General features: G+C 70.6%; 23 protein-coding genes and 2 pseudogenes. 15 read left to right on the plus strand and 10 right to left on the minus strand.

Annotated elements, in window-relative coordinates; all coding sequences use genetic code 11:
* Positions 1-142: 142 nt before the first annotated feature.
* The gene (locus tag AB0J57_RS33715) at positions 143-1,738 is read left to right on the plus strand and encodes a serine/threonine-protein kinase (RefSeq protein ID WP_366132211.1); all 1,596 of its coding nucleotides are present in this window, start codon (positions 143-145) and stop codon (positions 1,736-1,738) included.
* Between the two features lie 125 nt (positions 1,739-1,863).
* On the opposite strand, the gene AB0J57_RS33720 is transcribed toward AB0J57_RS33715, so the two are convergent.
* Positions 1,864-2,310, minus strand: a complete 447-nt coding sequence (locus AB0J57_RS33720; protein ID WP_366132212.1) for a hypothetical protein — start codon at positions 2,308-2,310, stop codon at positions 1,864-1,866.
* 164 nt (positions 2,311-2,474) lie between these two features.
* Between AB0J57_RS33720 and AB0J57_RS33725 the strand changes: the two genes are divergently transcribed.
* The 5 genes from AB0J57_RS33725 to AB0J57_RS33745 all read left to right on the plus strand — a co-directional run bounded on the left by AB0J57_RS33725 (position 2,475) and on the right by AB0J57_RS33745 (position 7,728).
* On the plus strand, positions 2,475-4,010 hold the full coding sequence (locus tag AB0J57_RS33725) for a hypothetical protein (protein ID WP_366132213.1): 1,536 nt from the start codon (positions 2,475-2,477) through the stop codon (positions 4,008-4,010).
* A gap of 34 nt (positions 4,011-4,044) precedes the next feature.
* Positions 4,045-4,719, plus strand: coding sequence for a HEAT repeat domain-containing protein (locus AB0J57_RS33730; RefSeq protein WP_366132214.1), 675 nt, complete (start codon positions 4,045-4,047; stop codon positions 4,717-4,719).
* Positions 4,720-4,725: 6 nt separating this feature from the next.
* On the plus strand, positions 4,726-5,730 hold the full coding sequence (locus AB0J57_RS33735) for a MerR family transcriptional regulator (protein ID WP_366132216.1): 1,005 nt from the start codon (positions 4,726-4,728) through the stop codon (positions 5,728-5,730).
* 181 nt (positions 5,731-5,911) lie between these two features.
* A complete protein-coding gene (locus AB0J57_RS33740) occupies positions 5,912-6,841 on the plus strand; it encodes an ATP-binding cassette domain-containing protein (protein WP_366132218.1) in 930 nt (309 codons plus the stop codon).
* 65 nt (positions 6,842-6,906) lie between these two features.
* Positions 6,907-7,728 carry an ABC transporter permease gene (locus tag AB0J57_RS33745; protein ID WP_366132219.1) on the plus strand — a complete coding sequence of 274 codons (822 nt, stop codon included), beginning with the start codon at positions 6,907-6,909 and terminating at the stop codon, positions 7,726-7,728.
* A gap of 50 nt (positions 7,729-7,778) precedes the next feature.
* Here AB0J57_RS33745 and AB0J57_RS33750 read toward each other — a convergent pair whose 3' ends face one another.
* Positions 7,779-8,432 carry a response regulator transcription factor gene (locus AB0J57_RS33750; RefSeq protein WP_366132220.1) on the minus strand — a complete coding sequence of 218 codons (654 nt, stop codon included), beginning with the start codon at positions 8,430-8,432 and terminating at the stop codon, positions 7,779-7,781.
* Positions 8,429-9,571: a histidine kinase gene (locus AB0J57_RS33755; protein ID WP_366132221.1), complete on the minus strand. Its 1,143-nt coding sequence runs from the start codon at positions 9,569-9,571 to the stop codon at positions 8,429-8,431. Before AB0J57_RS33755 ends, AB0J57_RS33750 begins: the two co-directional genes overlap by 4 nt.
* A 221-nt stretch (positions 9,572-9,792) precedes the next feature.
* Here AB0J57_RS33755 and AB0J57_RS33760 point away from each other — a divergent pair, with 221 nt between their 5' ends.
* Positions 9,793-10,659: a GNAT family N-acetyltransferase gene (locus AB0J57_RS33760; protein WP_366132222.1), complete on the plus strand. Its 867-nt coding sequence runs from the start codon at positions 9,793-9,795 to the stop codon at positions 10,657-10,659.
* Between the two features lie 61 nt (positions 10,660-10,720).
* Here the strand turns inward: AB0J57_RS33760 and AB0J57_RS33765 are convergent, their stop codons facing one another.
* Positions 10,721-10,954: a hypothetical protein gene (locus AB0J57_RS33765; protein WP_366132224.1), complete on the minus strand. Its 234-nt coding sequence runs from the start codon at positions 10,952-10,954 to the stop codon at positions 10,721-10,723.
* Between AB0J57_RS33765 and AB0J57_RS33770 the strand changes: the two are divergent.
* A pseudogene (locus tag AB0J57_RS33770) lies at positions 10,908-11,510 on the plus strand (AfsR/SARP family transcriptional regulator); the annotation flags it as partial. The gene AB0J57_RS33765 and the pseudogene AB0J57_RS33770 overlap by 47 nt on opposite strands.
* 4 nt (positions 11,511-11,514) lie before the next feature.
* Here the strand turns inward: AB0J57_RS33770 and thpR are convergent.
* Together thpR and guaD are read right to left on the minus strand one after the other, a co-directional pair.
* Positions 11,515-12,168 (minus strand): RNA 2',3'-cyclic phosphodiesterase, encoded by a 654-nt coding sequence (gene thpR, locus AB0J57_RS33775; protein ID WP_366132225.1) that lies wholly within the window; start codon positions 12,166-12,168, stop codon positions 11,515-11,517.
* 116 nt (positions 12,169-12,284) lie between these two features.
* The gene (gene guaD / locus AB0J57_RS33780) at positions 12,285-13,583 is read right to left on the minus strand and encodes a guanine deaminase (protein ID WP_366132226.1); all 1,299 of its coding nucleotides are present in this window, start codon (positions 13,581-13,583) and stop codon (positions 12,285-12,287) included.
* 609 nt (positions 13,584-14,192) lie between these two features.
* Here guaD and AB0J57_RS33785 point away from each other — a divergent pair.
* Complete coding sequence (locus AB0J57_RS33785) at positions 14,193-14,567, plus strand: subtilase-type protease inhibitor (protein WP_366132227.1); 375 nt, start codon at positions 14,193-14,195, stop codon at positions 14,565-14,567.
* A 191-nt stretch (positions 14,568-14,758) separates the two neighbouring features.
* Here the strand turns inward: AB0J57_RS33785 and AB0J57_RS33790 are convergent, their stop codons facing one another.
* The gene (locus tag AB0J57_RS33790; RefSeq protein ID WP_366132228.1) at positions 14,759-14,998 is read right to left on the minus strand and encodes a hypothetical protein; all 240 of its coding nucleotides are present in this window, start codon (positions 14,996-14,998) and stop codon (positions 14,759-14,761) included.
* Positions 14,999-15,449: 451 nt separating this feature from the next.
* On the opposite strand from AB0J57_RS33790, the gene AB0J57_RS33795 reads away from it, so the two are divergent.
* Positions 15,450-16,109 (plus strand): class I SAM-dependent methyltransferase, encoded by a 660-nt coding sequence (locus AB0J57_RS33795; protein ID WP_366132229.1) that lies wholly within the window; start codon positions 15,450-15,452, stop codon positions 16,107-16,109.
* 279 nt (positions 16,110-16,388) lie between these two features.
* Here AB0J57_RS33795 and AB0J57_RS33800 read toward each other — a convergent pair whose 3' ends face one another.
* Positions 16,389-17,543 (minus strand): abortive phage infection protein, encoded by a 1,155-nt coding sequence (locus tag AB0J57_RS33800; protein ID WP_366132230.1) that lies wholly within the window; start codon positions 17,541-17,543, stop codon positions 16,389-16,391.
* 915 nt (positions 17,544-18,458) lie between these two features.
* Here AB0J57_RS33800 and AB0J57_RS33805 point away from each other — a divergent pair.
* A complete protein-coding gene (locus tag AB0J57_RS33805) occupies positions 18,459-19,577 on the plus strand; it encodes a selina-4(15),7(11)-diene synthase (protein ID WP_366132231.1) in 1,119 nt (372 codons plus the stop codon).
* A 63-nt stretch (positions 19,578-19,640) separates the two neighbouring features.
* On the opposite strand, the gene AB0J57_RS33810 is transcribed toward AB0J57_RS33805, so the two are convergent.
* Entirely contained in the window at positions 19,641-21,002 is a 1,362-nt protein-coding gene (locus tag AB0J57_RS33810; protein ID WP_366132232.1) for a cytochrome P450, read from the minus strand.
* 260 nt (positions 21,003-21,262) lie between these two features.
* Between AB0J57_RS33810 and AB0J57_RS33815 the strand changes: the two genes are divergently transcribed.
* The 3 genes from AB0J57_RS33815 to AB0J57_RS33825 all read left to right on the plus strand — a co-directional run bounded on the left by AB0J57_RS33815 (position 21,263) and on the right by AB0J57_RS33825 (position 23,715).
* Positions 21,263-22,603, plus strand: a complete 1,341-nt coding sequence (locus AB0J57_RS33815) for a cytochrome P450 (protein ID WP_366132234.1) — start codon at positions 21,263-21,265, stop codon at positions 22,601-22,603.
* Positions 22,604-22,682: 79 nt separating this feature from the next.
* Positions 22,683-22,964 carry a hypothetical protein gene (locus tag AB0J57_RS33820; RefSeq protein WP_366132235.1) on the plus strand — a complete coding sequence of 94 codons (282 nt, stop codon included), beginning with the start codon at positions 22,683-22,685 and terminating at the stop codon, positions 22,962-22,964.
* A 556-nt stretch (positions 22,965-23,520) separates the two neighbouring features.
* Positions 23,521-23,715, plus strand: a complete 195-nt coding sequence (locus tag AB0J57_RS33825; RefSeq protein WP_366132236.1) for a hypothetical protein — start codon at positions 23,521-23,523, stop codon at positions 23,713-23,715.
* A gap of 464 nt (positions 23,716-24,179) precedes the next feature.
* Here the strand turns inward: AB0J57_RS33825 and AB0J57_RS33830 are convergent, their stop codons facing one another.
* Entirely contained in the window at positions 24,180-24,662 is a 483-nt protein-coding gene (locus tag AB0J57_RS33830) for a VTT domain-containing protein (protein ID WP_366132237.1), read from the minus strand.
* Positions 24,663-25,101: 439 nt separating this feature from the next.
* Here AB0J57_RS33830 and AB0J57_RS33835 point away from each other — a divergent pair.
* Positions 25,102-25,215, plus strand: a pseudogene (locus AB0J57_RS33835) (dihydrofolate reductase); the annotation flags it as partial.
* Positions 25,216-25,246: the final 31 nt, after the last annotated feature.

Below are 25,246 nucleotides of genomic sequence, written 5' to 3' on the forward strand. Positions count from 1 at the left end.
CATATTGAGATATGAGCGGGAAATATCATCGGCGGCGTCCTCGGCCGGTCGCCGGAGGCGGCGGACGGGGAAGGCGGACCGACCGGGGACCGAGCCGGGGGCCCGCCCACCGGGAGGGCCATGGCCTGTGCATCATGGGCGCATGAGAAACAGCGGGGGACGGCAGGAAGAGCCGACGAGCTATGGGCTCCAGCCGCCGGTTGCGGCGGCGCGGGAACAGCACAGCGACAACAAGAGCGTGGAACACTCCCGTCCGGAGGCCGGTGCGGGACGCCTCGTCGGCGACCGCTACCGGCTGCTGGAGCGACTGGGGGCCGGCGGGATGGGGACCGTCTGGCGGGCCCGTGACGAGGTCGTGGACCGGGATGTGGCGATCAAGGAGCCCAGTGTTCCGGACCACTTCACGTCTGCCGAGCGCCACACCGCGTACCAGCGTATGCAGCGTGAGGCCCGCGCCGCCGCACGCATCGATCACCCTTCGGTGGTCGCCATCCACGACGTGGTGACCGAGGGAGACCGCCCGTGGATCGTGATGGAGCTGCTGCGCGGGGAGTCCCTCGCCGAGCTGCTGGACGAGGGAACTCTGCCACCGCAGGAGGCCGCCCGGATCGGGCTCGCGGTGCTCGGCGCGCTGACCGCCGCGCACGAGGCCGGTGTGCTGCACCGTGACGTGAAGCCCGGCAATGTGATGGTGGGCCGTCACGACCGGGTCGTCCTCACGGACTTCGGCATCGCGCAGATGGAGGGCGAACAGAAGCTCACCGAGACCGGGTCCTTCGTCGGCTCCCCCGAGTACATCGCCCCGGAGCGGGTGCTGGGGCGCCGCCCCGGTCCGGAGTCCGACCTGTGGTCCCTGGGCGTGATGCTCTACCAGGCCGTCGAGGGTGTGTCACCGTTCCGCCGCCAGACCACGCCGTCCACGCTCCAGGCCATCCTCCTCGCCGAGCTGCCGCCGCCGCGGAACTCCGCCGAGCTGACGACCGTCATCACCGGCCTGCTGCGCAAGGAGCCGGAGAACCGGCTCACCGCCCAGGCGGCCCTGCCGATGCTGCGGGACGCGGCGAACCCCCTCGCCCGGCAGCCGGTGTCCATACCCGCGCCGGGCGCGCCGGAAGGCCCCCGGGGACCGCGGCCCGGCTCCCTCAAGCACCGTTTCCTCAGGCCGGTGCCCCTCGGCACCGTCACCGCCCTGGTGCTGGCACTGATCGTCACCCTGCTCCTCCTGCCCGGAGGCGATGACGTCCCGGAGGGCTGGAAGCGTTACGAGGAGTACCGCATGCGGGTCACCGTCGCCGCCCCGGCCGACTGGACCATCACGACCGGGGACGACCTGGCCAGTTCGGACGGCGCCTACCTCGCCACCCGGTACACGTCGCCGAAGGGCGACATGTCGCTGCTCGTGGACAAGAAGGAGAAGACCACCGAGACCGCCGTGGCAACGGCCCAGCGCTGGAAGCAGGAACACGAGACGGCCACCCCGCCGACCGGAGGCTCCGCCGCCGTCGCGTCCGTGCGGCCCACCACGGAACAGGGCCGTGACGCCGCCCTGATCACCGTGACGTACAGCAGGGAAGGGGAAGGCACACCGCGCCGCCTGTCCAAGACGCTCGTCGTGGTCAACTCCCGGCAGGAACGTCTCACGGTGAACGTCGACGTGCCCGCCGGCAAGTCGGCCGAGGCCACCGCCGACGACCTGCTGAACAAGGCCCGCTCCCAGTACCGGATCGGCGACCTGTAACCGGCGCGACTGCCCGTGGGGCCCCGGCTTCGACGGCCGCGGAGCCGGGCACCCACCCACACGTGTCCATCAAGTGGCCTCGCCGGTCGCTGCTCTCGCCCTCACCGCTGCCGGACGCCGCTGATTCACAGTGACCACCAGCAATAAAGCCGCAGCCCGGAGGCCCGAGCGCGCTGAGCCAGTCCTGCCAGGCTCTTCAGAACACCAGCCGCGGTCTCCGCGCTGACCGGTATCTGACGGAGCTCATCGGTCAGCGACCACGGCACGGCGAAGCGAACGAGGTCGTCCTCCGTTGCCGAGGCGAGCGCATCGAACAGGGCGTCCGACACGCCGACCACGAACGGAGGCCCGTCCTCCGCCGATGACAACAGGCGCCCGGACCGTGGGTGCCCACTGACCTCCTCGTAACCCCGGCCCGTCATGACGGCCTCGAGCTGCGCGATGGCGACGACCGGATCGACGTTCTTGAGGAAGACCACGTCGAGCTCCGCCTGCCCCGGGCCTCCCGGAGTCCGGAGGACCGCGACGGCGGCCTGGTCGTCAGCGGCGGAGAAGTAGTCGCACAGCGTCATGCGGCCGATTCTGACACCCACGACTGACAGCCACGGCTGACAGCCCTGCCGGCCTGACCAGGCACTCGACGACCAACGCATGGGGCCCTCTGCGAAGAATCGCCAGGAGGCGGCCGCAGCGTTGTCGGCCACCGCACCCTCCTCGCCTCCGGCAGGATGCCCCCGTGAACCATGTCCTGTGCGGTCTCGCGACCAACCCCGCCCTGCCGTCCGAGCTGGTCGACCGGCTGATCGAGATCGCCGACGGCGACCTCGCCGAAGCCCTCGCCGACCGCGAGGACCTCAGCCATGCCCAGTCCGTCGCGCTCGCGGCGCGGGGCGAGGGGGCAGCCGTGCGGCTTGCCCACAGGGGCGGGCTGACCGTCGCCGACGTCGATCCGGTCACACAGCCGCGCGTCGCGCTCGCCCTGCTCGACGAGGGTATTGGCAGCCCTGAGTGGGCTCGCCTCCTGGCCGTGGACCCGGATGTGCGGCACCGGGAACAGCTCGCCGCCTGCCCCGGCCTTCCACCCGATGTCATGGAGACGCTGGCCGCCGACGCGGACATACGTGTCGTCGCCGAGCTCGCGCTGTGGACGACGCCGCAGATGGCGGCCCGGCTCGCGCGGCACCCGCACGCCGAAGTCCGCAGCGCCGTGGCGGCCAACGACAGGACGCCACCGGCCGTGCTGGCGATGCTGATCACGGGCGAGGGGCTGCCGCCGGCCCAGCGGTGCCTGGTCTGCGACCGCGAGGCGACGCCTTTCGTGCACGACCCCTCCTGCCCGCGGCCCGACTGCGATCTGCGACCGGGCGCCGCCTGCGACGGCTCCCACCAGTCCACCGTTCACGACCTGCACGAGCGGGCGCTGCGCAACCCGGCCACGCCCACCGAAGCCGTCGTCGGCTTCGCCGACCACCCCTCCATGCTGCTGCGCTGGCAGCTCGCCGCCCGCCCCGACCTGCCGCCGCAGGTCTGCGAACGGCTCGCCGAAGACCCGTCTCCCGGCGTCCGGGCCGACCTCGCCGAGAATCCCGCGATCGGCGAGGCGCTGATGCGCCTGCTGGCCACGGACCACGACTCCGAGGTGCGGCGCAGCCTCGCGTTCAACCCCCGGTTGCCGCTCGACGTACTCGCCCAGGTTGCCGGTACGGCCAGGATCGGCCCGACCCTCCTGCCCCGGATCGCCGCCGCCGGCGCCGCCGAGGTCGAGGAGCTGGCCGCATCACCCCATCCGGCCGTACGGATGCTCCTGGCCGAACGGCGCGACCTGCCGGCCGGCATCCGCGACGCGCTGGCCGCCGACCCGGACGCGAAGGTGGTCAAGTCCATCGCGGGGCATCCGGGCCTGTCCGAAGCCCGGTTGCGCGCCATGGTCGACCGGCACGGCGTCCGGGTCGTCGCCAGGGTCGCGGCCAACCCGGACGCGTCACCGGCGCTGCTGGAGGACCTGGCACACCACGAACCGCCGGTACGCAAGGCACTGCGCGAAGTCGCCCGGCACCCCCACGCGACGCCCCTGTCCCTGCTCGCCTGCCTGGCGGACTCGCGGGCCAGGCGCACAGCCGCCGGGCACCCGGCCGTGCCGCCCCAGGTCGTGACCGGCCTGCTCGCCGACGACGACTGCGACGTGGCGCAAGCGGCGGCCGCCAACCCCGCACTGCCGCTCGCCGGGATGTCACGGTGCCTGGCCGCCCTCTCACAGCGCGGCCCGGCTTGACCTTGACACGGTGACAAGGTCTTCACTTCAGGCCATGCCGAAAGAGGAAACGAACACGACGCGAGCCTTCCAGGAGCCGGAGAAGGGGCTGGAGAACAGCAGCTCGTCGGTGCGCCTGAAGGCGGCGCTGGCGGTCGGCACGGCCCCGGACCCGCGGTTCATCGACAAGCTCATCGAACGGTGCGCGATCGAGCCCGAGTTCTACGTCCGCGAAATGCTGACGTGGGCACTCACCCGCCACTCCCCGTCAACGACCGTCCCGAGACTCATCGGTGAACTCCGCTCGCGGCGTGCCCAGGCACGTAGCCAGGCGTTGCACACGCTGTCCAAGATCCAGGATCGGCAGGCGTGGCCCGCCATCACCCGGGCACTTCTGACCGACGCCGACGACGAGGTGGCGCGGAGCGCCTGGCGGGCAGCGGTCGTCCTCGCACCCGAAGGCGAAGAACCGCGGTTGGCGGAAGTGCTGGCGGCACAACTCGGGCGCGGCGAGCGCGAGACGCAGTTGAGCCTCAGCCGGGCGCTGATCGCGCTCGGTGAGGTGATCATGCCGCCCCTGCGCGCCGCGATGACCGATCCCGACCCCCGCGTGCGCCGGCACGCGATCGCCACGGAACGACTGTTGCGCGACCCGGATGCCGGGTTCGAGTTCGCGATCGAGGAGGCGAAGCGCATCGTAGTCCTCGGCACGACGAGCAAGGAGGGCTGACAGGCAGTGTTGATCGGTGATGTGGCACGGCGGTCCGGGGTCAGCGCCCGCATGCTCAGACATTACGACGCGCTCGGCCTGGTGCGGCCGACGGGTCGTACCGGGGCCGGATATCGGGAGTACTCCAGCGAGGACATCCGGCGAATCTTCCACATCGAGAGCCTGCGGTCACTGGGGCTGTCACTGCGTGAGGTTGGGCGCGCGCTGGATGATCCCGGCTTCAAGCCCTCACAGCTCGTCGACGACCTCATCCGCCAGACGCGAGAACGCATCGCGCGCGAGACGGAGCTGCTCACGCGACTCCGTCGCATCGGTGCCGCGGAACCCGCCGGCTGGGAGGACGTCCTCCAGACCGTCGCACTCCTCCACGCCCTGGGGTCGGAGAGCGCCGGGAAGCGCCAGCGCGCTGCCCTGGCCTCCGTCGAGGAGGTCGCGGTGCCGGTGGAAGCCCTGGTCGAGGCGGCGCTGAGCGAGACGGACCCGAACGTCGCCGGAGCCCTCCGGTGGGCTCTGGCGCAATCGGGCGACGGTGGACTGGCCCTGCTGGCACAGGGACTTCGCTCACCCGTGGCCGACGTGCGCGAACGAGCCGTCCAGTCCATCGCCGAGATCCCGGCCGATGAGGCGACCGCACTGCTGCGGGACGCCCTCACGGACGCCGACCTCGCGGTCCGCGGATGCGCGGCTCTGGTACTCGGGTCACGTGGAGTGTCCGACGCGGTCCCGACGCTCATCGACATGATCGTCGAGGGCATGAACGACGTCGACGCGGCCGACGCACTGCACGCGCTGGCGAGTGATCCCGCGTCGGCGGATCGGATCGCCACCAGCCTCGTTGACCGCCTGGCCAACGGCACCATCGAAACGCCCGCACGTCGACGGCTGACACAGGCGCTCGCGGATATCCCGGGGAGCACCACGTCACGGGCTCTCGCGGATCTGTCACATGACGAGGACCGTGGCGTCGCGCTGACCGCGGCATACCTTCTGGAGCTGCGCAGCGCACGATGACGGATCTTTCCCGGGGCCCGCCCGCACGAAGACCGGCTGCGCCACATCCGCCGATCGTATGACGGCGGGCGTCCGGAACAGCGACTTTCGGCGCGGCAGCGCCATCCGCTCGGGGGTCCCGGAGGGGCGGGCGCGATTCCTACGGTGTCGAGGACGTAGACATCTTCGGGAAGGAGCCTCGATGGACGCGGGTGCGCTGGAGGTCAGGGAGCTGACAAAACGCTACGGCGGAAAGGCCGCGGTGGACGGGTTGTCGTTCACGGTGCGCGCGGGCCGGGTCACGGGGTTCCTGGGGCCGAACGGCGCGGGCAAGACCACGACCATGCGGATGCTTCTCGGCCTGGCCGCCCCGGATGCCGGCCACGCGTGGGTGGGCGGCAGGCCGTACTCCCGCCTGGCCCATCCGATGCGGGAGGTCGGGGCGGTGCTCGATGTCAGGGCCGCCCATCCCGGCCGGACGGCCCGTGGGCACCTGTGGGCCCTGGCGAGCAGCAACCGGATCGCTCGCCGCCGGGTGGACGAGGTACTGGAGATCACCGGCCTCGCCGGCGTGGCCCACAAGCGGGTGGGCGGCTTCTCGCTGGGGATGAGCCAGCGGCTGACGGTCGCCGCCGCGCTGCTCGGCGACCCGGGGGTGCTCCTGCTCGACGAGCCGGTCAACGGGCTGGACCCGGAAGGCGTGCGCTGGATCCGCGACCTGATGAAGGGCCTTGCCGCCGAAGGGCGGACGGTGTTCGTGTCCAGCCACCTGATGAGCGAGATGGAGATGACCGCCGACCACCTGGTGGTCGTCGGCCGCGGCAGGCTGATCGCGGACGTGAGCATGCGGGACTTCATCGCGCGCAGCTCGCGCAACGCGGTCCGGGTGCGTTCCCCGCACGCCGTCGAACTCGTCGGAGCGCTTGGCCGCGCCGGCGGACACGTCACCGCCGACGACGCGGGAACCCTTCTGGTCACCGGCCTGGACCCGGAACGCATCGCCGAGGCCGCCGCCGCGTGCGGAGCCCTGCTGCACGAGCTGACCGTCCGGCGCGCCTCGCTGGAGGACGCCTTCATGGAACTGACCGGCCAGAGCGTGGACTACCGGGGCACCATGCCCCCGCCGCGCTGACCGGCGGGCGTGCCGCGACGCGAACCCCCACCCCACCACCACACCCCACAGGAGACAGACAGCGCATGACCAGCACCGCTGCCACGCCCCACCCCGGCCGGACGACTCGCCCCCAGCCGTCCTTCACCGACCTGGTCCGTTCCGAGTGGATCAAACTCCGCACCGTCGGCTCGACCGTGTGGTGCCTGGCCCTCTTCGCCCTCGTCACCGTCGGCATCGCCACCCTGGTCGCGCTGGACCGCAACGGCGACGCCGCGGCGCCGGACGTCCCGGTGGCGATCGACCGGGTCGTCATGCACAGCACCATCGGTGTGGCCGCCGGACAACTCGCCATCGTGGTGCTCGCCGCATCGGCGATCGGCAGCGAGTACGGCACCGGAATGATCCGCACCTCCCTGACGGCCGTGCCCCGGCGCAGGCGATGGCTCGCCGCCAAGGCACTGGTCGTGTCGGCGATCGCCCTGGTCACCGGCGCGGTGGTGAACGCGGTCGCGTTCGCCGTCGGCTACGCCCTGGCGCCCGAGGTCTCCGGCTCGCTCACGGACCCCGGCATCGTGCGGACGGTTCTGGGAGGCGGGCTCTACCTGAGCGCACTCGCCCTGCTCACCTTCGCCGTGGCCACCGTCGCGCGCAGCACGGCCGGCGGCATCATCACCATGGCCGCGCTGGTCTACGTGGTCCCGTTCTTCCTGCTCGGCCCGGCCTTCGGCGGCGTGCAGCGGTTCCTGCCGGCCGGCCTCGGCCCGGGCAACGCGGGCTGGGCCATCATGCAGCCCGGCCCGATGCTGGACGGCCTGCACCCGTGGACCGGTTTCGCCGTGCTGTGCGCATGGGTCGTCGCGTGCATGGGCGGTGCCGTGTACGCGGTGGGCAAACGCGACATCTGACAGGCGGCCCGCCGACCCGCCCGCCTCCCGCCGCCCTCCGCAACGGAGTGCTACCGCAGCAGGCCCGCGTCGTGGGCGACGATCGCCGCCTGGACGCGGTTGGCGCACTTCAGCTTGGCCAGCACCCTGCTGACGTGAGTCTTCACCGTGGCCTCACTCATGAAGAGGCACGTGCCGATGTCGGCGTTGGACTTCCCTTCCGCCAGCAGCCGCAGGACCTCGGTCTCGCGTTCGGTCAGTCCGGCCAGCCGGCTGCGGGCCTTCGCCTGGCGAGAGGTGTCACGACCGACGAAGTCCTGGATGAGGCGGCGGGTCACCGACGGGGCGAGCATCGCGTCGCCGTCGTACACGGCCTTGACCGCGCGAGCCAGCTCACGGGGCGGAGTGTTCTTCAGCAGGAAGCCCGTCGCCCCGGCCTGCAACGCGGCGTGCACGTATTCGTCGAGGTCGAACGTCGTGAGAACCACGACCCTGGGCGCGTCGGGCAGCCTGGTGATCTCGGTGGTGGCGGTGAGCCCGTCCACGACCGGCATCCGGATGTCCATCAGCACCACATCCGGCCGGTGGGCGCGCACCAGTTGGACCGCCTCCGCGCCGTCGGCGGCCTCGGCCACCACCTCGATGTCCGGGTCCGCCTGCAAGATCATGCTCATGCCGGACCTGACCAGGTCCTCGTCGTCCGCCAGCAGTACGCGAACCCTCATGGTGTGGTCTCTTTCGTCGGAAGCGCGGCGGACACCCGGAAGCCGCCGTCGGCTCGTGGGCCGGCGTCGAAGACGCCGCCCAGGACGGTAACGCGTTCGCGCAGACCGGTGAGGCCGTGGCCGCCGCTCGGCAGCGGCGCGTACGCGGGCCCGGTGGGGGCGTCGTTCTCCACGGCGACGTGCAGCGTGTCCGGCTCGTAGCGCACGTGGACCCGGGCGGTGGCACCTTCCCCCGCGTGCTTGTGGATGTTGGTCAGCGCCTCCTGGACCAGGCGGTACGCCGTGCGCTCGCAGCCCGGATCCAGCGGGCGACGGGCACCGGAGAACGTCACGTCGACGTTCATCCCCGCGGTACGGGACTGCTCGACCAGCACGGAAAGATCATCCAGCGTGGGCTGGGGACTGCGGGGCGCCGCTTCCTCCGCCTGCTCCTTGTCCGGCCGCAGCACGGCCAGGACCTCGCGCAGCTCTTCCACCGCCTGCCGCCCGATCTCGCCCACCAGCCGCGCGCTCCGCGTGGCCTGCTCGGGAACCCCCTCGGTGACCTCGATCGCACCGGCGTGGATCACCATGAGGCTCACCCGGTGCGCGACCACGTCGTGCATCTCGCGTGCGATCCGGGTCCTCTCCTCCATACGGGCCCGCCATGCCATCAGGTGCTGCTCGCGCTCCAGCCGCTCGGCCTTGTCCCGAAGGTTCTCCAGCACCATCACCCGCGCCCTGGTGTACAGGCCCAGAACCACCGGCGCGGCAAGGAAAAGGGCCTCACCCGGGATGTGCCACAGCATGCCGCTGACGGCATCCGACTCGAACAGGACGGCTCGCGCGGCGGCCAGCCGCACCACGATCGCCACCGACAGCAGGGCCAGTACGAGGCGGCTGCGGCCATACCGTGCGACGGCGTACAGGCATACGCCGGGCAACAGGTACGTCAGCAGCGTGGGCATGAGCAGATGCACAGGAGCGCCCACCACAACCGCCGCACCCAACACCGCCGGCCAACGCCGGCGCACCACCGTCGCCAGACACAGCACGAGGTACACCGCCAGCCACGCGAGCGTCGACGGCTCCGCGGAGGCCTCCAGTGTCATCGCCGGAACGAGCGCACAGCCCAGGGCGATGCCAAGGTCGAACAGCATGCTGCGCGGGCTCCCCCACCACAGCGGCCCGGCCCCCGTCCGCTCACCCACGCGGGAGTCGCCGGATGGTGCACTCTTCCCGGACGGCATGCTTCCCCTCATTCGCAGGCGGCACCCCTGGTCAGGCACCGGCCCGAAACCCTACCCGCCCACACCCACCGTGCAGTGGCTGGTCGGAAACCGGGTGCGGACTGCCGGTGCGGTGGTGTGTGATCGGGCGCATGGCCATTGTGTTGGGCAAGCCGGGGGTCGAGGGGCTGAGCGAGGCTGTGGGCGTGCTGCGGGAGTGGCAGTCCGACGGGGCGCCGATGCAACTGCATCCGGGGGACCTGGGCTGGTTCTGGCGGTCGGGTGCGGAAGCGACCGCGGCGGCGGTCAGGACGTGGAGCCGGGACGGACGGGTTCTCGCCGTCGGGCTGCTGGACGGTCCCGGGCTGCTGCGGCTGACGATCGCGCCGGACGCTCAGCGGGACGAGGAGCTGGCGCGGCGGTTGGTCGAGGACGTGACCGAGCCGGAACGCGGCGTGTTGCCGGAGGGGAAGGTGAACGTCGAGGCGCCGATGGGTGCACGGGTGCGAGATCTGCTGTTCGAGGGCGGCTGGAACGTCGATGAGCCGTGGACGCCGCTGCGCCGCGACCTCACGGAGCCGGTGAAGGACCTAGGCGTGCGGATCGAGCTGGTCGGGCCGGAGCGGGCGCACGTGTTCGCCGCCGTACAGCGGGCGGCGTTCGACGGGTCGAGGTTCACGGACGAACGCTGGCTCGCGATGGCGGCCGGATTGCCGTACGCCGACGCCCGGTGTCTGGTCGCCTACGACGGCCAGGGCAACGCGGTGGCGGCCGTGACGGTGTGGTCGGCCGGTCCGGGCAGGCCCGGGTTGCTCGAACCGATGGGCGTGCACCGGGAACATCGCCGTCACGGCCACGGCAGGGCGATCACCCTCGCCGCGGCCGCCGCGCTCCGGGAGCTGGGCTCGTCGAGCGCGATCGTCTGCACCCCGAGCTCCAATGCCGGCGCCGTCGCCACCTACAGGTCCGCCGGCTTCCACCAATGCCCCGAAGTCCGCGACCAATACCGGAACGCATAGTGCTCGCCCGGCGAATGACGGCCGCCTCGACCCGGCGCGGGCCTGGCCGAGCAGCTCCGGTTCACGCCGGCCGGGACACGGGACGGAGGGACTCGATCGTGCGGGACAGGCTGGCCGCCGCGTGGCCCTGGGCGATCTGCTGCTGGAAGAGAGCGTGCAGCGGGGCCAGGAGACCGGTGCTGACGCCCTGGGCGCGTGACGCGCCGAGGATGTGGGCCAGTCCGGTGGCGTTGCGGACGAATTCACGGCGCTGGGGGAGGGCCGCGGCGTTGAGCGTGCGCGCGCGGCACGCCATGGCCCGCGGTGACCTGGCGGCCGTCCGGCGCGACGGCGCGTAGAGCGCGAGGCTGTTCCGTGCGGCCGGTGACCGCTGGGGGTGGCTCCAGACCGTCTTCCCCCTGGCGGCGCTCGGCGAAATCCGCGGCGACTACGAGGCGGCCGGCCGGCTGCACCGCGAGGGGCTGGCCGTCGCGGAGGAACTCGGCTTCGTCGCCGAACACCGGGGCGACGCCGCCACGGCCCGCGCGCTTCACCTCCATGGCCTGGAGGCGGCCGACGACCTGGGCGACCCACGCGCGCGTGCGCTCGCCCTGGAGGGCCTGGCCGGTGCCTTCACCCTCGCCGGCCACCACCGCCGGGCGGCACTCCTGCTGGGCGCGGCCGAAGCCGCCCGCACGTCGGTCGGCGCCCCGCTGCCTCCCGCGGAACGCGCTGACGTGAACCGCGCCATGACCGCCGCCCGCACCGCGCTCGGCCCGCAGGCCTACGCCGCCGCCCACACCGAGGGCACAACGCTGGACCGGGCGGGTATCCACGCCGTGGCGTACACCGACGTGACGGCGACCCCTTGAGGCGTCAGCAGGAACACCCCGTCATCCACCCGCCTGGTGCCGTCACGGCGTGGCCCACGTCCTTGCCCTGCCCGCATCCGGCGCTGCCGAAGGGCCAGGCCTCGATGTCGCGGTAGTGGATCGGACCGGGGCCGCGGCCGAAGTTGCTGCCGACCAGGTGCAGCCGTTCGGCCCGCCAGGTGCGGCCGCTGAACCCGCAGAGTTCCGTGGCGGCCCGTACCACGCTGGAATCATCGTCACGGCGCGAACGGGCCAGCGTCAGGTGGGGGTTCAGCGGCCGGTCCGAGAAGGTGACCCCGTGCTCCTTGACCAGCGTACGCACCTCTCCCGCGAGAAGCCGCAGCCCCTCGAGGTCCCCGCCGATCCCGCTCCACAGCACACGCTCGTCGAAGTGTCCGCTGCCGCGCAAGGCCAGGCGCAGGGGTTGGCGCCTCGCCGCGAGTTCCGCGAGCGGCTGCCGCAGGAGGGAAACAGCCGGCTTCGGCAGCTCACCGAGGAACGCCAGGGTGATGTGCCAGTCCTCGACGCGGTTCCACCGCATGCGCGGGTAGGCGTCATAGGCGGGCCGCAGCGCCTGCGCCAGTTCCTCCTTGGCGTCGTCGGGCGGTGCGAGGGCTATGAAGACGCGGACGGTCGCGGCCTGGTTCTGTTCGCGCATGAAGTACTTCGTACACCATCAGCGGCAGCGGCTGCCGTGCAGGCCGGAGTGCATCCGGCCGCCCGCCGCCCGCCGCAGTGCGGCGGCGGCGCCGTGGACGTTCGTGGACGTCGGGCTCAGGGCTGCCGCTCGTAGACGCGGTTGCCCAGGACGTAGGTGGCGGCGACGGCCTGTTCGCCTCCGAGGATCATCAGGGCGAAGAGCCGTTCGTCGAAGGTCTTGGCCATGTCCGTGCGGCGGGCCAGCGTGGGGTCGGCGGCCCAGTCCAGGACGGTGAAGTCGGCCTCCTTGCCGGGGGCGAAGTTGCCGATCACATGGTCGAGGTCGAGCGCCCGGGCGCCGCCGAGGGTGGCGAGGTAGAAGCCTCGGTAGGCGGACAGCCCCCGTCCGCGCAGGGCGGTGACCTTGTACGCCTCGTTGAGGGTTTGCAGCATGGAGTAGCTGGTGCCCGCTCCGATGTCGGTCCCCATGCCGACGTTCACCTTCTGCCTGCGGGCGGAGTGCAGGTCGAAGAGGCCACTGCCGAGGAAAAGGTTGGACGTGGGGCAGAACGCGATGGCCGACCCGGCGTCGGCCAGCCGGGAGCGGTCGGTGTCGTCGATGTGGATGCCGTGGGCGAACAGCGACTTGCTGGTCACCAGCCCGTACCGGTCGTAGACGTCCACGTACGAGCGGCCGCCGAACAGCTTCTTGACCAGGGCGACCTCGTCCTTGTTCTCGGACACGTGCGTCTGGAGCCACAGATCGGGATGGTCCCGGTGGAGCCGGCCGACCATGGTCAGCAGCCGCTCGGTGGAGGTGGGGGCGAACCTCGGGGTGAGGCTGTAGCCCAGTCGGCCCCTGCCGTGCCAGCGGTCGATCAACTCGCGTGTCTCCCGCTCCGCCTGGTCGGTGCTGGAGTCCCGCAGGTACGCGGGCGCGTAGGGCTCACGGTCCATCAGGACCTTCCCGCACAGCATGCGCAGATTGCGCTCGGCGGCCTGCTCGAAGAAGGCGTCGACCGATACCGGATGCACGGTGGGGAAGACACTCGCGGTCGTGGTCCCGGCCGCCAGCAGCCGGTCCAGGAAGAAGCCGCTCACCGCACGCGCGTGTGCCCGGTCACCGAACTTCGCCTCGGCGGGAAAGACGTACTTCTCCAGCCACTGCAGCAGTTGCTCGCCGTACGAGGCGATGATGTCGACCTGGCTGGCGTGCACATGGGTGTCGACGAAGCCCGGCACGATCAGCTTCCCGCGGTGGTCCTCGTGCCTCGCGCCTTCGCGCAGCCGGTACGGAAGCCGGCCGGCCGGACCGGCCCAGGCCACCTTGCCCTCCGCGTCGACGGCCAGCACCCCGTCCTCGAACACCTCCCACGCCCGCGGGTCGGACGTCTCCCCAGGGTCCTTGAGGAAGTGCAGAATCGTGCCGCGCACCAGAACCGGCCGACCACGGCCGCCCGCTCGCGCCGCCGTGGCAGCAGACGCGCCCGCGCCTACAAGGGCGGACGCCGCTGTCGCCGCGCCCATGCCCGCCATGACGCTGCGCCGTGACACTCCAGGGGCCGTGTGGGGGTTATCAGTCACCGGGCGAGTATCGAAGCCGTGGCACACACACCCGGCCGACCCGCCCAGCACCGGCACTACAGGCCACCCGGACAGGTGAGCCGCATGACCCAACGCGGCCCTTGTGCGCGGTTCGGCACTATCCGGCCAGCTTGGATGGACGTTGGATGAACCGGGCGCGACGGATGGCTGGTCAGGGCGCCCCGGTACGGGCGGCCCGTCGGCGTCACCCTCCGTCCACACGTCGTCGCGCAGGGCGCACTGCCCCTCTGAGCTGCCTGAACGGCCATGTGGTCGCCGATATTCGAACGGGATGTCTGTAAATCGGTCACCGATGTGCACTCAACCTTCACACCCGACAAACTCATCGACGTTCAACCCATCAAGCGCAGGCAACTAACAGGTTTACCCTTCAATTTGAAAGCGAGTCACCTCGTGCGTCGAAACGTCGCTGCTGCTTCCCTCGCCACCCTTCTCGCCATGGCCTCCGCCACCGGCGTCGCGGAAGCCCGACCCGCCTCCCTGTACGCCCCGTCCGCCGTGGTCCTCGCCGTCGCCCAGGGCGAGGACGGCGCCACCGTCCTGAAGGCGTCCACCCTGAGCTGCGCCCCGACCGCCCAGGGAACGCACCCCAACCCCCAGGCCGCCTGCGCGGCGCTCGCCGCCACCTCCGGCAACCTCGACACCCTCCTTGCCACGCCGGACCCGAACCGCGCGTGCCCGATGCACTACGACCCCGTCACCGTCACCGCGGACGGCGTGTGGCAGGGCAGCCGCATCTCGTGGAAGCACACCTTCTCCAACGCCTGCGCCATGTCCGCAACGTTGAACGGCAACGCGGCCTTCGCCTTCTGACCACCCGCCCCCGCCCCGGTGGCCCTGGGGCGCCGTGACAGTCCAGCGGCCCACCGCGGCGTTCCCACGTCCGGCGGCGGCGCTGGGCTGCCACCGCCGGGCCGTCGTGCCGCTCGGCTGTCGCCCCCATGAAGCCGACACCGGGCTGCGCCCCCCGCTTTGCGTGCCGCCCGCGCAAGCAGGCTCGCCGCCTACCGCGCTCGCGCAACGTAACGCGACAGCAGCGCCTCGGCTCTCCGGTCGGCCTCGGCCTCCGGCACCAGGGGCCGGAGATCGGGACCGAAGAACTCCAGCAGACCGCGTGACTCCGGCAGGGGGATCCCGAATGCCTCGTCGAGCACCCTCAGCAGGTGCAACGGGGTCAGATGGAACGTGTCGTCACGCCTGAGTGCTTCGATCAGCGCGAGGAGACCGGCACCGTCCGTCGCCATCCTCCGAAGATCTCCCACTGCGCTTTCCACGGTTGGATCCGTTCCATCTCCTGAGAGGCAACCGGCGTTCGAACCGAGATTCAACCAGGAGCGGAACACCGTCGAGCCCGAAACGACGTGCCATGCCTACCGGGCGGCTCCGCCGTCCCCCAAGCGGGATCAGCGAGCCCGGACTTGATGACCCGGATCCTGGGCGGTCGCCGGCGGAGTCGGCTGGGCGGTCGGCTGCCCGGCGTACGGCCCTTACCGCCGGGCAGTTCCGCGGCCCGCCGGTGGCCTCGGTCTGCGCGGGAAGGTTTCCTCGGAGGCAACCCGTAGCGACTCCCGCTCGGTCTTCTCCATCCCGTCCTGCACGGCGTATACGACTGCGCCGGCCGCGATGTCTGCTGTCCCCTTTCCGGACCAAGAAAGTGATCACCTTGGCATGCGGGCCCTCACTAGAGTCGCCCGCATGCCCGACCTCTCCTACCTAGCCGCCGTCCGTGAGTCGTACGACACGGTCGCCGCCGACTACTTCGCACAGGTCAAGCCCCCGGCGGAGCTGGATCCGCTGTCACGAGGGATGCTGGACGTGTTCGCGGAGGTGGTGCGAACGGCCGACCTCGGACCCGTCGCCGACCTGGGATGCGGGCCCGGCAAAGTCACGGCCTACCTTGCCGAGCGGCACGTGCCTGCGTTCGGCATGGACCTATCGCCCGCCATGGTCGAGCTGGCCCGTAATGCCTACCCGGATCTGCCTTTCAGCGTCGGCTCGATGACCTCGCTCCCGATCGAGGACGACGGCCTCGGCGGCATCCTCGCGTACTACTCCACCCACCACACACCGCCGGCGCTGCTGCCCGTGGTGTTCGGCGAGTTCTACCGCACTCTCGCGCCCGGCGGCTGTTTGATGCTGGCCGGCCACGTAGGGGCCGGCCAGCATCTACGTCCCACACAGGCATACGGTGGTCATCCGGTTTCCTACGAGTCCTACCTGTTGCCGCCTGATCGGATTGCCGAACTCCTGAAGCAGGCCGGGCTCGTCCTCACCGCGCGTCTGGTCGAGGAACCCAGTGAAGGGGGCAAGAGGACCTTCGCCACCTTTCTTGCTCGCAAACCCGAACGGTCTTGATGTCCGCCTTCCTTGGTCTCGCGGAGCCAGCGGAGGCCGATAGCGTCCCCCTCGTAGAGGTACGCTCGGATCTCGAACTCACCGCTGGTCTCGTCGTGGTCCCTTGGACGACTTCGACTTCCGGTCGGACGCCCCCTACCACTTGTTGGCGGCCCTGTCCCGGCGACCACCGAGGCCGTATCGCCGTCCTGAACTCCATTGACGCCAAGCCGAAGATCGTCGCTGAGCGGCCGGAGGGCACCGAGGAGCTCGACGCCCACCGCCCGCCCGGCAGGCACGTCACGGTGCCGGCCGGCAACGTGCCCGGTCGTAGTGCCGGGCCAGTGCGTGGAATGCCTGCTTGGGCTCCCAGTGCCAGTCGGATTCGGGATCGTGGGGCCTGTCCTTGATCGCCTTGACGATGCTGTAGCTGGCCATGTCAAGGTCGTAGCGCGGCTCGGGCGAGTGGGGGGCGTCGGGTGTGACGAAGGTGTACGCCATGGCCGCATACAGGCCCATCGACTCGAACACCTCAAGCATATCGGCGAGGTACGCGGCCTGGGTCCGCTCGCTGCGCACCAGTTTGCCGGTGATCTCAGGCGGCTGCTTGTCGTAGTCGACGTTGTTCCACCCCATGCCGCCCTGCTGGGGAGCGCCCTTGAACGTGCACGTGCCGAACTCGGAGATGGCCACCGGCTTCCCCCAGCGCTGGTACGTCGTGAGCTCGCGGACATAGTCGGCCCGGCACGGGAAGAACGAGTAGTAGTCGATGCCCACGATGTCGAAGAGGCTCCAGTCGACTTCATCATCCTGCGCCGCGGCGTAGGACATCTCCCCGCGGAAGACGGACCTGCCCGTCTTTGCGGCCCGCGCGGTGAAGCTGTGCAGCCGCCGCCTCATCCGATCCGGGTCGAAGTTCCCGGCGAGCAGGTTCTTGATCCGCTCCGTGACATCGTCGCCGGGCACGATGCCCGGCACGTACAGCCAGAACTCGCAGCCGACGCTGAGCAGAACGCGGGCGCCTTGCCGCCGCAGCCGCTCGGCATGCCTCCCCGCCTCCGCCAGGTGGTCGAGGATCTCCCGCTCCGGGCGGTCACCCAGCGTCGGCTCGAGCCAGACATGCAGCCCACGCTCCGCCGCTTCCGACGACGTGGCCGTGAGCCGGTCGACGCCGTCACCGGTGACCTTGACGGAGCTGGCATGCAGTTCCTCTTTGATCACCCGTAAGTCCTTGCGCATCCTCGCCGCGCTCCACGCCGTTCCCGGCGTCTCGCCTTCTGCGACCTCGTAGCACACGCCCCGGTAGGTCAGCCCCCGCCGACGCGCTTCCCGGCCCGCCGTCCCAGCCGCCTCGGCCCGCTCAGCAGGCAGGACAGACCCCGCCGCCGCCGCGACCCCGGCCGCACCTGCCCCCACCAGAAACTGCGCCCGGCTGATTCCCTCGCTGCGCACCATGGCTCCTCACGTGTCCGCCTGTCGCAGCCTCCATGACCTCGCCCCGCTGCGACGTGGTCCCCACACTGGCGAGCGGCGGCACACCTTGTCGTCAGCCATTGGTCTGCACGCCTGCGACCGAAGTATGAAATCCTCCGGCACGGCTTGGACGTCCGGCTTCGTCCACGTCCTCTCCTGGACGAAGCCACCTTGGTTTCGGGCTGGTGCCCGCGCTATGTAGGGGATCCGACCGTCACCGTCCGACGGCCATCCGCTGGAGCATCCCGGACAAGGCCGACCAGCCGCGCAACCGCCGGAAGCCCAGCTCCCATCGCGGTCGGCCGCCGCATTGCGACCCGGCCGACTACCGCAGGCGCCACGCGGTCGAGTGCGGGATCAGCCGCCTCAAAGGACACCGCGCCGTCGCCACTTGGTATGACAAGCTCGCGGTCCGCTACGAGGCAACCGTCCTCATCGCGCACGGGCGCGGTGACCGCCGACCGCTGCCCCGTCCACGTCGACTGGTCCCGGCAAACGATGAGAAGACTTACTGGTCTGAGCAGGGGCTGCCCGACGACCAGGACATGGCGGTGGTCTACGCCCTCACCGGGGAGTAGCTGACTGCCGCCCGGCAGGACGAGCCCGCTGACCGGCGGCGCCCCGTGTCCCCAGGGCGCGCGGGATCCTCAGAGCGTGACGTGAGGTAGTCCTGTCCCCATGGCGGCCCTTCACGCACCCGAGGCAGGAGCGGGACCGACCCCACCACCTCCCTCGTAGCCGCGTGGACGCTCGGTGGGACCCTTGAGCGGCATAGTGCATATGGGACGGTTAGTCATACTGGATCAAGCCATGTGTGTGCCGGATGATCACGGTTGAGGTGCAGGAACGGGTGTACGAGGCGCGTCGAGTTGACGGCAGCCGCGTCACCCGCAACAGATGGAGACCCCGCCCGTGATAGTCCCGCCGCTCTTCTCCCCCATCCCGCCGGCCATCCACCCGCAGCACGCCGAGTTCGACGTGCGCACGGCGCTGTGGGCCCAGTCCCACAAGATAGGCTCCGATGAGCTACGCCGACGGCTGGTCCAGCACGAGATCGGCACCTTCGCCGCGCGCGTCATGCCGCACGGCCGCGAGGAAGTAGTGAGCCTGATGGCCGACTTCGTGCTGTGGCTGTTCGGCGTGGACGACGGCTGCTGCGAGGAGGGTGACCTGGGTCGGCGCCCGGGGGAGCTTGCCGAAACGCTTCAGCGCCTCCTGCGTGTCGGGCAGAACCCGGAAGCGCCTCTGCTGCTGGACGACCCGCTGGCCGGTGGTCTGCGCGACCTGCGGGAACGGGTCGACATGTACGGCACCGCAAGCCAGGCCGCGCGGTGGGTCGGCCATCTCCGTGAGTACTTCTTCTCAGTGGTGTGGGAGGCGTCCCACCGCAGTGCCGGCACGGTGCCCAGCCTCACCGACTACACCCTGATGCGGCTGTACGACGGAGCCACGACGGTGGTGTTCCCCCTGCTGGAGATGGCCCACGGCTACGAGCTCCAGCCGTACGAGCGTGACTACCGGGCCGTACGAGCAGCCGAGGAGATGGCGTCCTTCGTCATCACGTGGGACAACGACATCCTCAGCGACCACAAGGAGCGGGCCGGGCACGGCTATTACCTGAACGTTCTCAGGGTCCTGGAGGCCGGCGGCCTCACTCCCCAGGAGGCGATGGCCACGGCCATCGCACAGCGGGACCGCGTACTGGTGGCGTTCGTCCGCCTTGCCGACCACCTCTCGGCCGTGGGCAGCCCGCAGATGCGGCAGTACATGGCGGGTCTACGTCACTTCATCCGCGGCTCGCAGGACTGGGGTGTCAGCTCCATCCGGTACACCACGCCCGAGGACCCGGCCGGGCTCCCCACGGTCTTCACGGACAAGCCCACCGACGACAGCGCCGAGCCGCTGGGGATCGACTCGGTCTCGTGGTGGTGGGAGGTGGTGCCGCCCGGGCCGACTCCCATGGAGCCCCTGGTGGCACCCCGGCCCCGGCGGGAGCGGCTTATCAGTGCCCGCTGACTGACGTGGGCCCGGCGGACTCGGCCTCGCCGTGTGAGACGGGGGCGCGCCGGGCCGGAACGGCTACGGCCGGGCGACGAGGGTCATGGGGATGCGATCGGCGTGCGCGACCGCCGAGGCGACCTCGCGCGGCGTGTGCCCGGGCACGGGGACGAGCTTCCACTGGCGGAGGATGGTCGCGATGGCGATGGTCGCCTCGGTCCAGACGAAGAGGTCACCGATGCACCGGCGGTTGCCCGCCCCGAAGGGAATGTAGGCTCGCCGGCCCGGTCCTTGAGCCTGCCGTTCGGGCAGCCACCGGTCCGGGTCGAACGCGTCGGCGTTCTCGTACAGACGGGCGTCCCGGTGCAGGGCGTACAGGCTGAAGGCGACCTCGGTGCCGGTCGGCATCTCGACCCCGCCCAGGTTCACGGGCACGGTGGTCCGCCGCATCAGGAGCGTGACGCCGTGCAGCCGGATAACCTCATCGATCACCCGGCGTATGCCCTTCAGTTCGGGGACGTGCAGGGCGGTGACCGGCCCGTCGCCGACGACCTCGCGGATCTCGGCGATCAGCCCTTCCTCCACGTCGGGGCGGGCGGCCAACTCGTGGAAGGTCCAGGCCAGGGTCGCGGCCGTGGTCTCCGCGCCGGCGAACAGGATCGTCGAGAGCTCGTCACGGACATTCTCGTCCGACAGATGGGTGCCGCTCTCGGGATCTTGGGCGGCCAGGAGCAGGGAGAGCAGATCGTCATGGTCTGTGGGGCCGGCCGCACGGGAGGTGGCTATCACCTCGTCGATGACCGCGCGGAGGTTGGCCGCCGCCTTGTCGAAACGGCGGTTGGCGGGGATCGGCAGCCGGTCCAGCACCTTCGGGGACGCCGCGCGTACGAGCAGGTTCGTCAGCAGTACCGGCAGGTTCTTGCGGACGGCGTCGACGGCGGGCAGGCCGATGTCGGTGGAGAACAGGGTGCGCGCCAGGGTCTCGACCGCGTATCCGGCCATGGCCGGTTCCAGGTCGATGACGTCGCCCGGCTCCCACGAGTCGGCAAGGGCACGGGCGTTGCTGCTCATGATCTCGGAGTAACCGGTGATGCGGTCCCGGGAGAACATGGGCTGGATCATCCGGCGGTGCTTCATGTGCAGCTCGCCGTCCGAGTTGGCGAGCCCGTTGCCCGCCAAGGGCCGCAGCCGGTCGAAGAAGCGGCCCTTCTCGAAGCTGCCGGCCTGCCGGACTGTGACCTCGTGGACGAGGTCGGGCGTGGTCACCACGTACATCGGCAGGGTGCCCAGGTCAACGCGTATCAGGTCGTCGCCCTGCTGGTGCAGTGATGACAAGAAACCGAGTGGATCACGCCACAGGGCAAGGGCGTGGCCCAGGAGCGGTATGGCTCCCGGCGCGCGGGGGACGGACGTGATGGGCCGCAGCTCAGTAACTGACGACATACAGAGAGTCCTCTCTGACGGGTACACGGGGCAGGTCTTGTCCGGTGCGCAGTGGGCGGGGGGCGGCGGTCTCATTGATCGCGGCGTCGAGCCACGAGCAAGATCCTCGCTACCCAAGTCTGCGACTGCTCTACCCCAGTTCAGACAGGGGGCCGCTCTCCTGGCAGGCGCACGGCACCAGTAGGCTGCGCCCTGCTGACCCATCGTCACTCTCGGTACGGCTCCTCTCCAGGTGAGCCCTGCCGCTGCTCGGAGGCCCCGTGACTACCCCGCCCCCCGCCCCGTCCGGACCCACCGCGTCGATGGCCCCTGCCGGCTGTCCCGCGCACGCCCAGGCCTCCCGTGGCCTGCGTCCGCTGTACGGCCCCGAGGCCGAGGCTCAGCCATACGCGCTGTACGAGCAGCTTCGCACCGAACACGGGGCTGTGGCGCCCGTCCTGCTGTACGGGGATGTGCCGGCCTGGCTGGTGCTGGGGCACCGGGAGAACCTGGAGGTGATGCGTTCCAGCCGCTTCTCCTCCGACTCCCGCCACTGGCGCGCCATCCGGGAAGGATCCCTCGCACCGGACTCGCCTCTGCTCCCCATCACCGCATGGCAGCCACTCGTGGCGCTGACCGACGGGGCGGAGCACGCCCGTCTGCGCCATGCGGTCACGGAAAGCCTGGCGCGCGTGAACCGCCACCGGCTGCGCCGGTACATCACCCGCTACACGACCCGCCTCATCGGCGACTTCGCTCCGGCCGGGCGGGCCGACCTCGTGGCCGACTTCGCGAGGAAACTGCCGGCACTGGTCATCTGCCAGCAGCTCGGGATACGGGAGGACGACGCCCTCACCGTGGGCGCGGCGGTGACGGACATGATCAGCGGCGGCGAGACCGCCCTGGCGAGCAACCAGCTCGTGGTCGAGCTGGTGCGCGAGCTGGTGGAACGCAAGAAGCAGCACCCCGGTGACGACCTCGCCAGTCACCTGCTGGACCACCCGGCCGCACTCACCGACGAGGAAGTCCGCGAGCATCTGCGTCTGGTGCTGGTCGCCGCGCTGGAGCCGACGGCCAACCTCATCGCCAGCGCGCTGCGCATGGTCCTGACCGACGGGCGCTTCCGCGGCCACCTCTCGGGCGGCCAGATGACCCTCCCAGACGCGCTGGAGCAGGTCCTGTGGGACCACCCGCCCCTCGCCGTGGTGCCGACCCGCTGGGCCACGGGCGACACACAGCTCGGCGGCACCCGGATCATGGCCGGTGACATGGTGATGCTCGGCCTGGCGGCCGGCAACGTCGACCCGGCCATACGCCCCGACCTGACGGTCCCGATGCAGGGCAACCGCTCCCACCTCGCCTTCGGCGCGGGCGTGCACGAATGCCCTGGCCAGGACCTCGGCCGCTCCATCGCGGAAACGGGCATCGACCTGCTCCTGGAGCGCATCCCAGACCTGCGCCTCGCCGTCGAAGACGATCACGTGCGGGTCGTGGGCACCTGGATGGCGCGCCGCCTGACGAGCCTGCCGGTGGCCTTCGCCCCGCAGCGTCAGGAGAAGCCGGTTGGCACACAGCAGCGTCCCGAGCCACCGGTTCGTCACAGTGCCGCACCGAGTTGGTGATTCCGGTCGACCGGCTGCCGGAGTTCAACTCGCTCACCGTGCGTCGTGAGTGCCTGAAAGGGGGGAAAGGGTAACGGTGATGGATTTCCTTCTGCACCATGAAGTCGAGGTGACCGTGGTCGCTGTGCGGGCCTGGGGGCTGGAAGTCGAGTCGCGGGACGGCTCCCGTGGGTTCGTCGACAACACGAAGAGCCCGACGTGGCCGTCGGGTGACCAAGGCGCCCTTGTCGGCACGGTGCTGCGTGTCGTCGTCATTGACGACCGGCGAAATCCGGTCCGGTTGAGCGCCCTGGACGCGGATCTGGAAATCGCGCGTGAAAAGAGGCTCCCGGGTTTCGGACATCGTGATCGCACAGAGTAGATCAGAAAGAGGCTAACCGAAACTCAGGGTGGGGGACATGGGATGTGGCCTGACGGGACTCACCCCACCCGTTCACACTTGTCCGGTCGATCATGTTCGGAGCCAATGGTGAGGGCCGCCGCGGTGGCGGTGTCGAGGTAGACGTAGCAACGCTTGTCGTATCGGGTGGCCACCGCCCGGTGCTGTGCCGCTCGCCTGGTCGGCCGCCGGCCGAACCTCGCCGCCGTCCGCGTCTGCGGTCGCCCGGTGTCCGGCCCGGCATGTCGCTGCTCTCCTGCCATGCCGCACGCTGTTTGCCTACGGTGTCGACGGCGATCCATCATCGCCCCGGCTGTCAGCAGCTCCGCGGTTCCGATAAGCGTTCTCCGTGCACGCGGGTGAAGGTCGATTCCCCCTGCCGCGAGCTGCACTGAGATCTGCGCGGGCGTCAGGTGGACGCCGGCCTGGTCCAGCGCGTCCGTGATCGCCGCGCACTCCTCGCGGACCGTACTCAAGACGTACCCGAACGCCCGGCCTGGCCGTCGTCACTGGGCGGTGAGGGCCAGGACGAGGAGGAGTGGTTCCGCTACACCTGATCGACGTGCGCACGGGCACGCTCAGCGGCGAGATCACCGTCGAGGTGACCAACCTGTACGAACTGGTGCCCCTGGGCCAGGACTCCTGGCTCACTGACGGTCCCGACGGCAACCCCCTTCCCCCTTCGCTGGTCGCTCACTCCGGTGTCCCCTACACCGCCCCACCGCGCGGTTGAAGGACCAGGACGGCACCTGAACGGCCTCGCCCAACCTGGTGGCGTGACAGTGATCTATGTACTGGATGGCAGGCGGATTCGGCACTCCGGAGGACGATGACTTCGCAGTGGAGTGGCACGATCATGCCCACTCCCGGCGGGCCCCCGGATATGCGGAGACGGCCCGCCGTCTGGAGATCCGGCTGGGGCGCTGCCACCACACGAACCACCCCAGGGTGGCCAGGGAGCTCGCCGCGGCGCGTGCCGGTCAGAATAGCGCCATAGGAACTGGTCCGATGTCGGGTTTGCCGTTCCGTGGCTGGCCTGAACGTTCCTGGGAAATCGTGATGCGCTTCGTCGAAGTGGCCACCAGCCGCTCCCGCACTGCCTCGGAGTTCGACCGGTGCCCCAGGGAGCTCGTCCGAGGAGAGCTGGTGTCGTGCGTACGTCTCGTCCGCCGCCGCACCTGCCCTCGCGGCACGGGCTCACGCTTCGTCGGTCGCGGCGTCGCCGGAGGGCAGGGCCGCCCTTCTTCTGCGGTGCACGACCACCCCGCACACCGCGACGAGCAGGACGGCCACAGCTGACACCCCGAGGGCCGTCCGCTGGGCGAAAAGCCTCTCCAGCACTTCGAGCACGCCGACCCCCGCAGTTGCGTAGATCAGCGCCCAGGCCGCTCCGCCCACGAACAGGGCAGGGAGGTAGCGCGTCAACGGCATGCGCATGCTGCCCGCGAGGAAGTTGGCGGCGGTCTGGAGGCCAACGGTCAGGAACGAGACGGCCACCACCGGCGCGCCCCACCGCTGGATCGCCCGCTCGGCGCGCCGGAACTTCGCCGAGGAGGTCCGCCCGGCGAACCTGCTGCGCCGGGCACCGGCGCCGGCGAGCCACCCGACGGCGAACGTCCCTCCGGCGCGGAGCAGAACGATGACGTACAGGGCTCCGGCCGTGAGCGCGATCCTATCCACGATGCCTCGCCCCGGGAACGGGGCCGGAACCCGCGTCCCCCGTCCTCATGGGCGTGCCGCCCGAGCGGCCGCACGACGCGCACAACCCCGATCACCGTCTCTCACCTGCGACCCACCTCTGCCCGTTCCGTCCTCCGGCCTCCCACCTGTGGCACCGGAACCCGAACCCGCACGCCAGGGTCCGCATGCCAGGCAAGGCCAGCCTAACCGAACGTGCATACGACGCATACGGGCACTTGGATACCCGAGGACGGCAGGCGCGGTCAGTGAATCGGGCCGGCTCACCAACAGCGTAGGCCCCTGCCGGTGCGGCAGGGACCTCGCTCTGGCTGATCGCCCCCTCGCTGACCCATCGGCGCGACTTCTTTGCATCGAACGTGTGGGAGACCCGCTGCAGCGTGAGCGATGAGTTTAGACGGCGGGTCGGGTCTGTCCTGGCATGACTCGAATCATCGCTCACACCTTGGTCTCTCTCGACGGCTTCGTCACCGGGCCCGAACCCGGCCCGGACAACGGTCTGGGCACCGGCGGCGAGGCCCTGCGGCAGTGGAGCGTGATGTCGGCGTCGACCGCGACGCACCTGA

Source organism: Streptomyces sp. NPDC049837 (assembly GCF_040674455.1).
Lineage (GTDB): Bacteria > Actinomycetota > Actinomycetes > Streptomycetales > Streptomycetaceae > Streptomyces.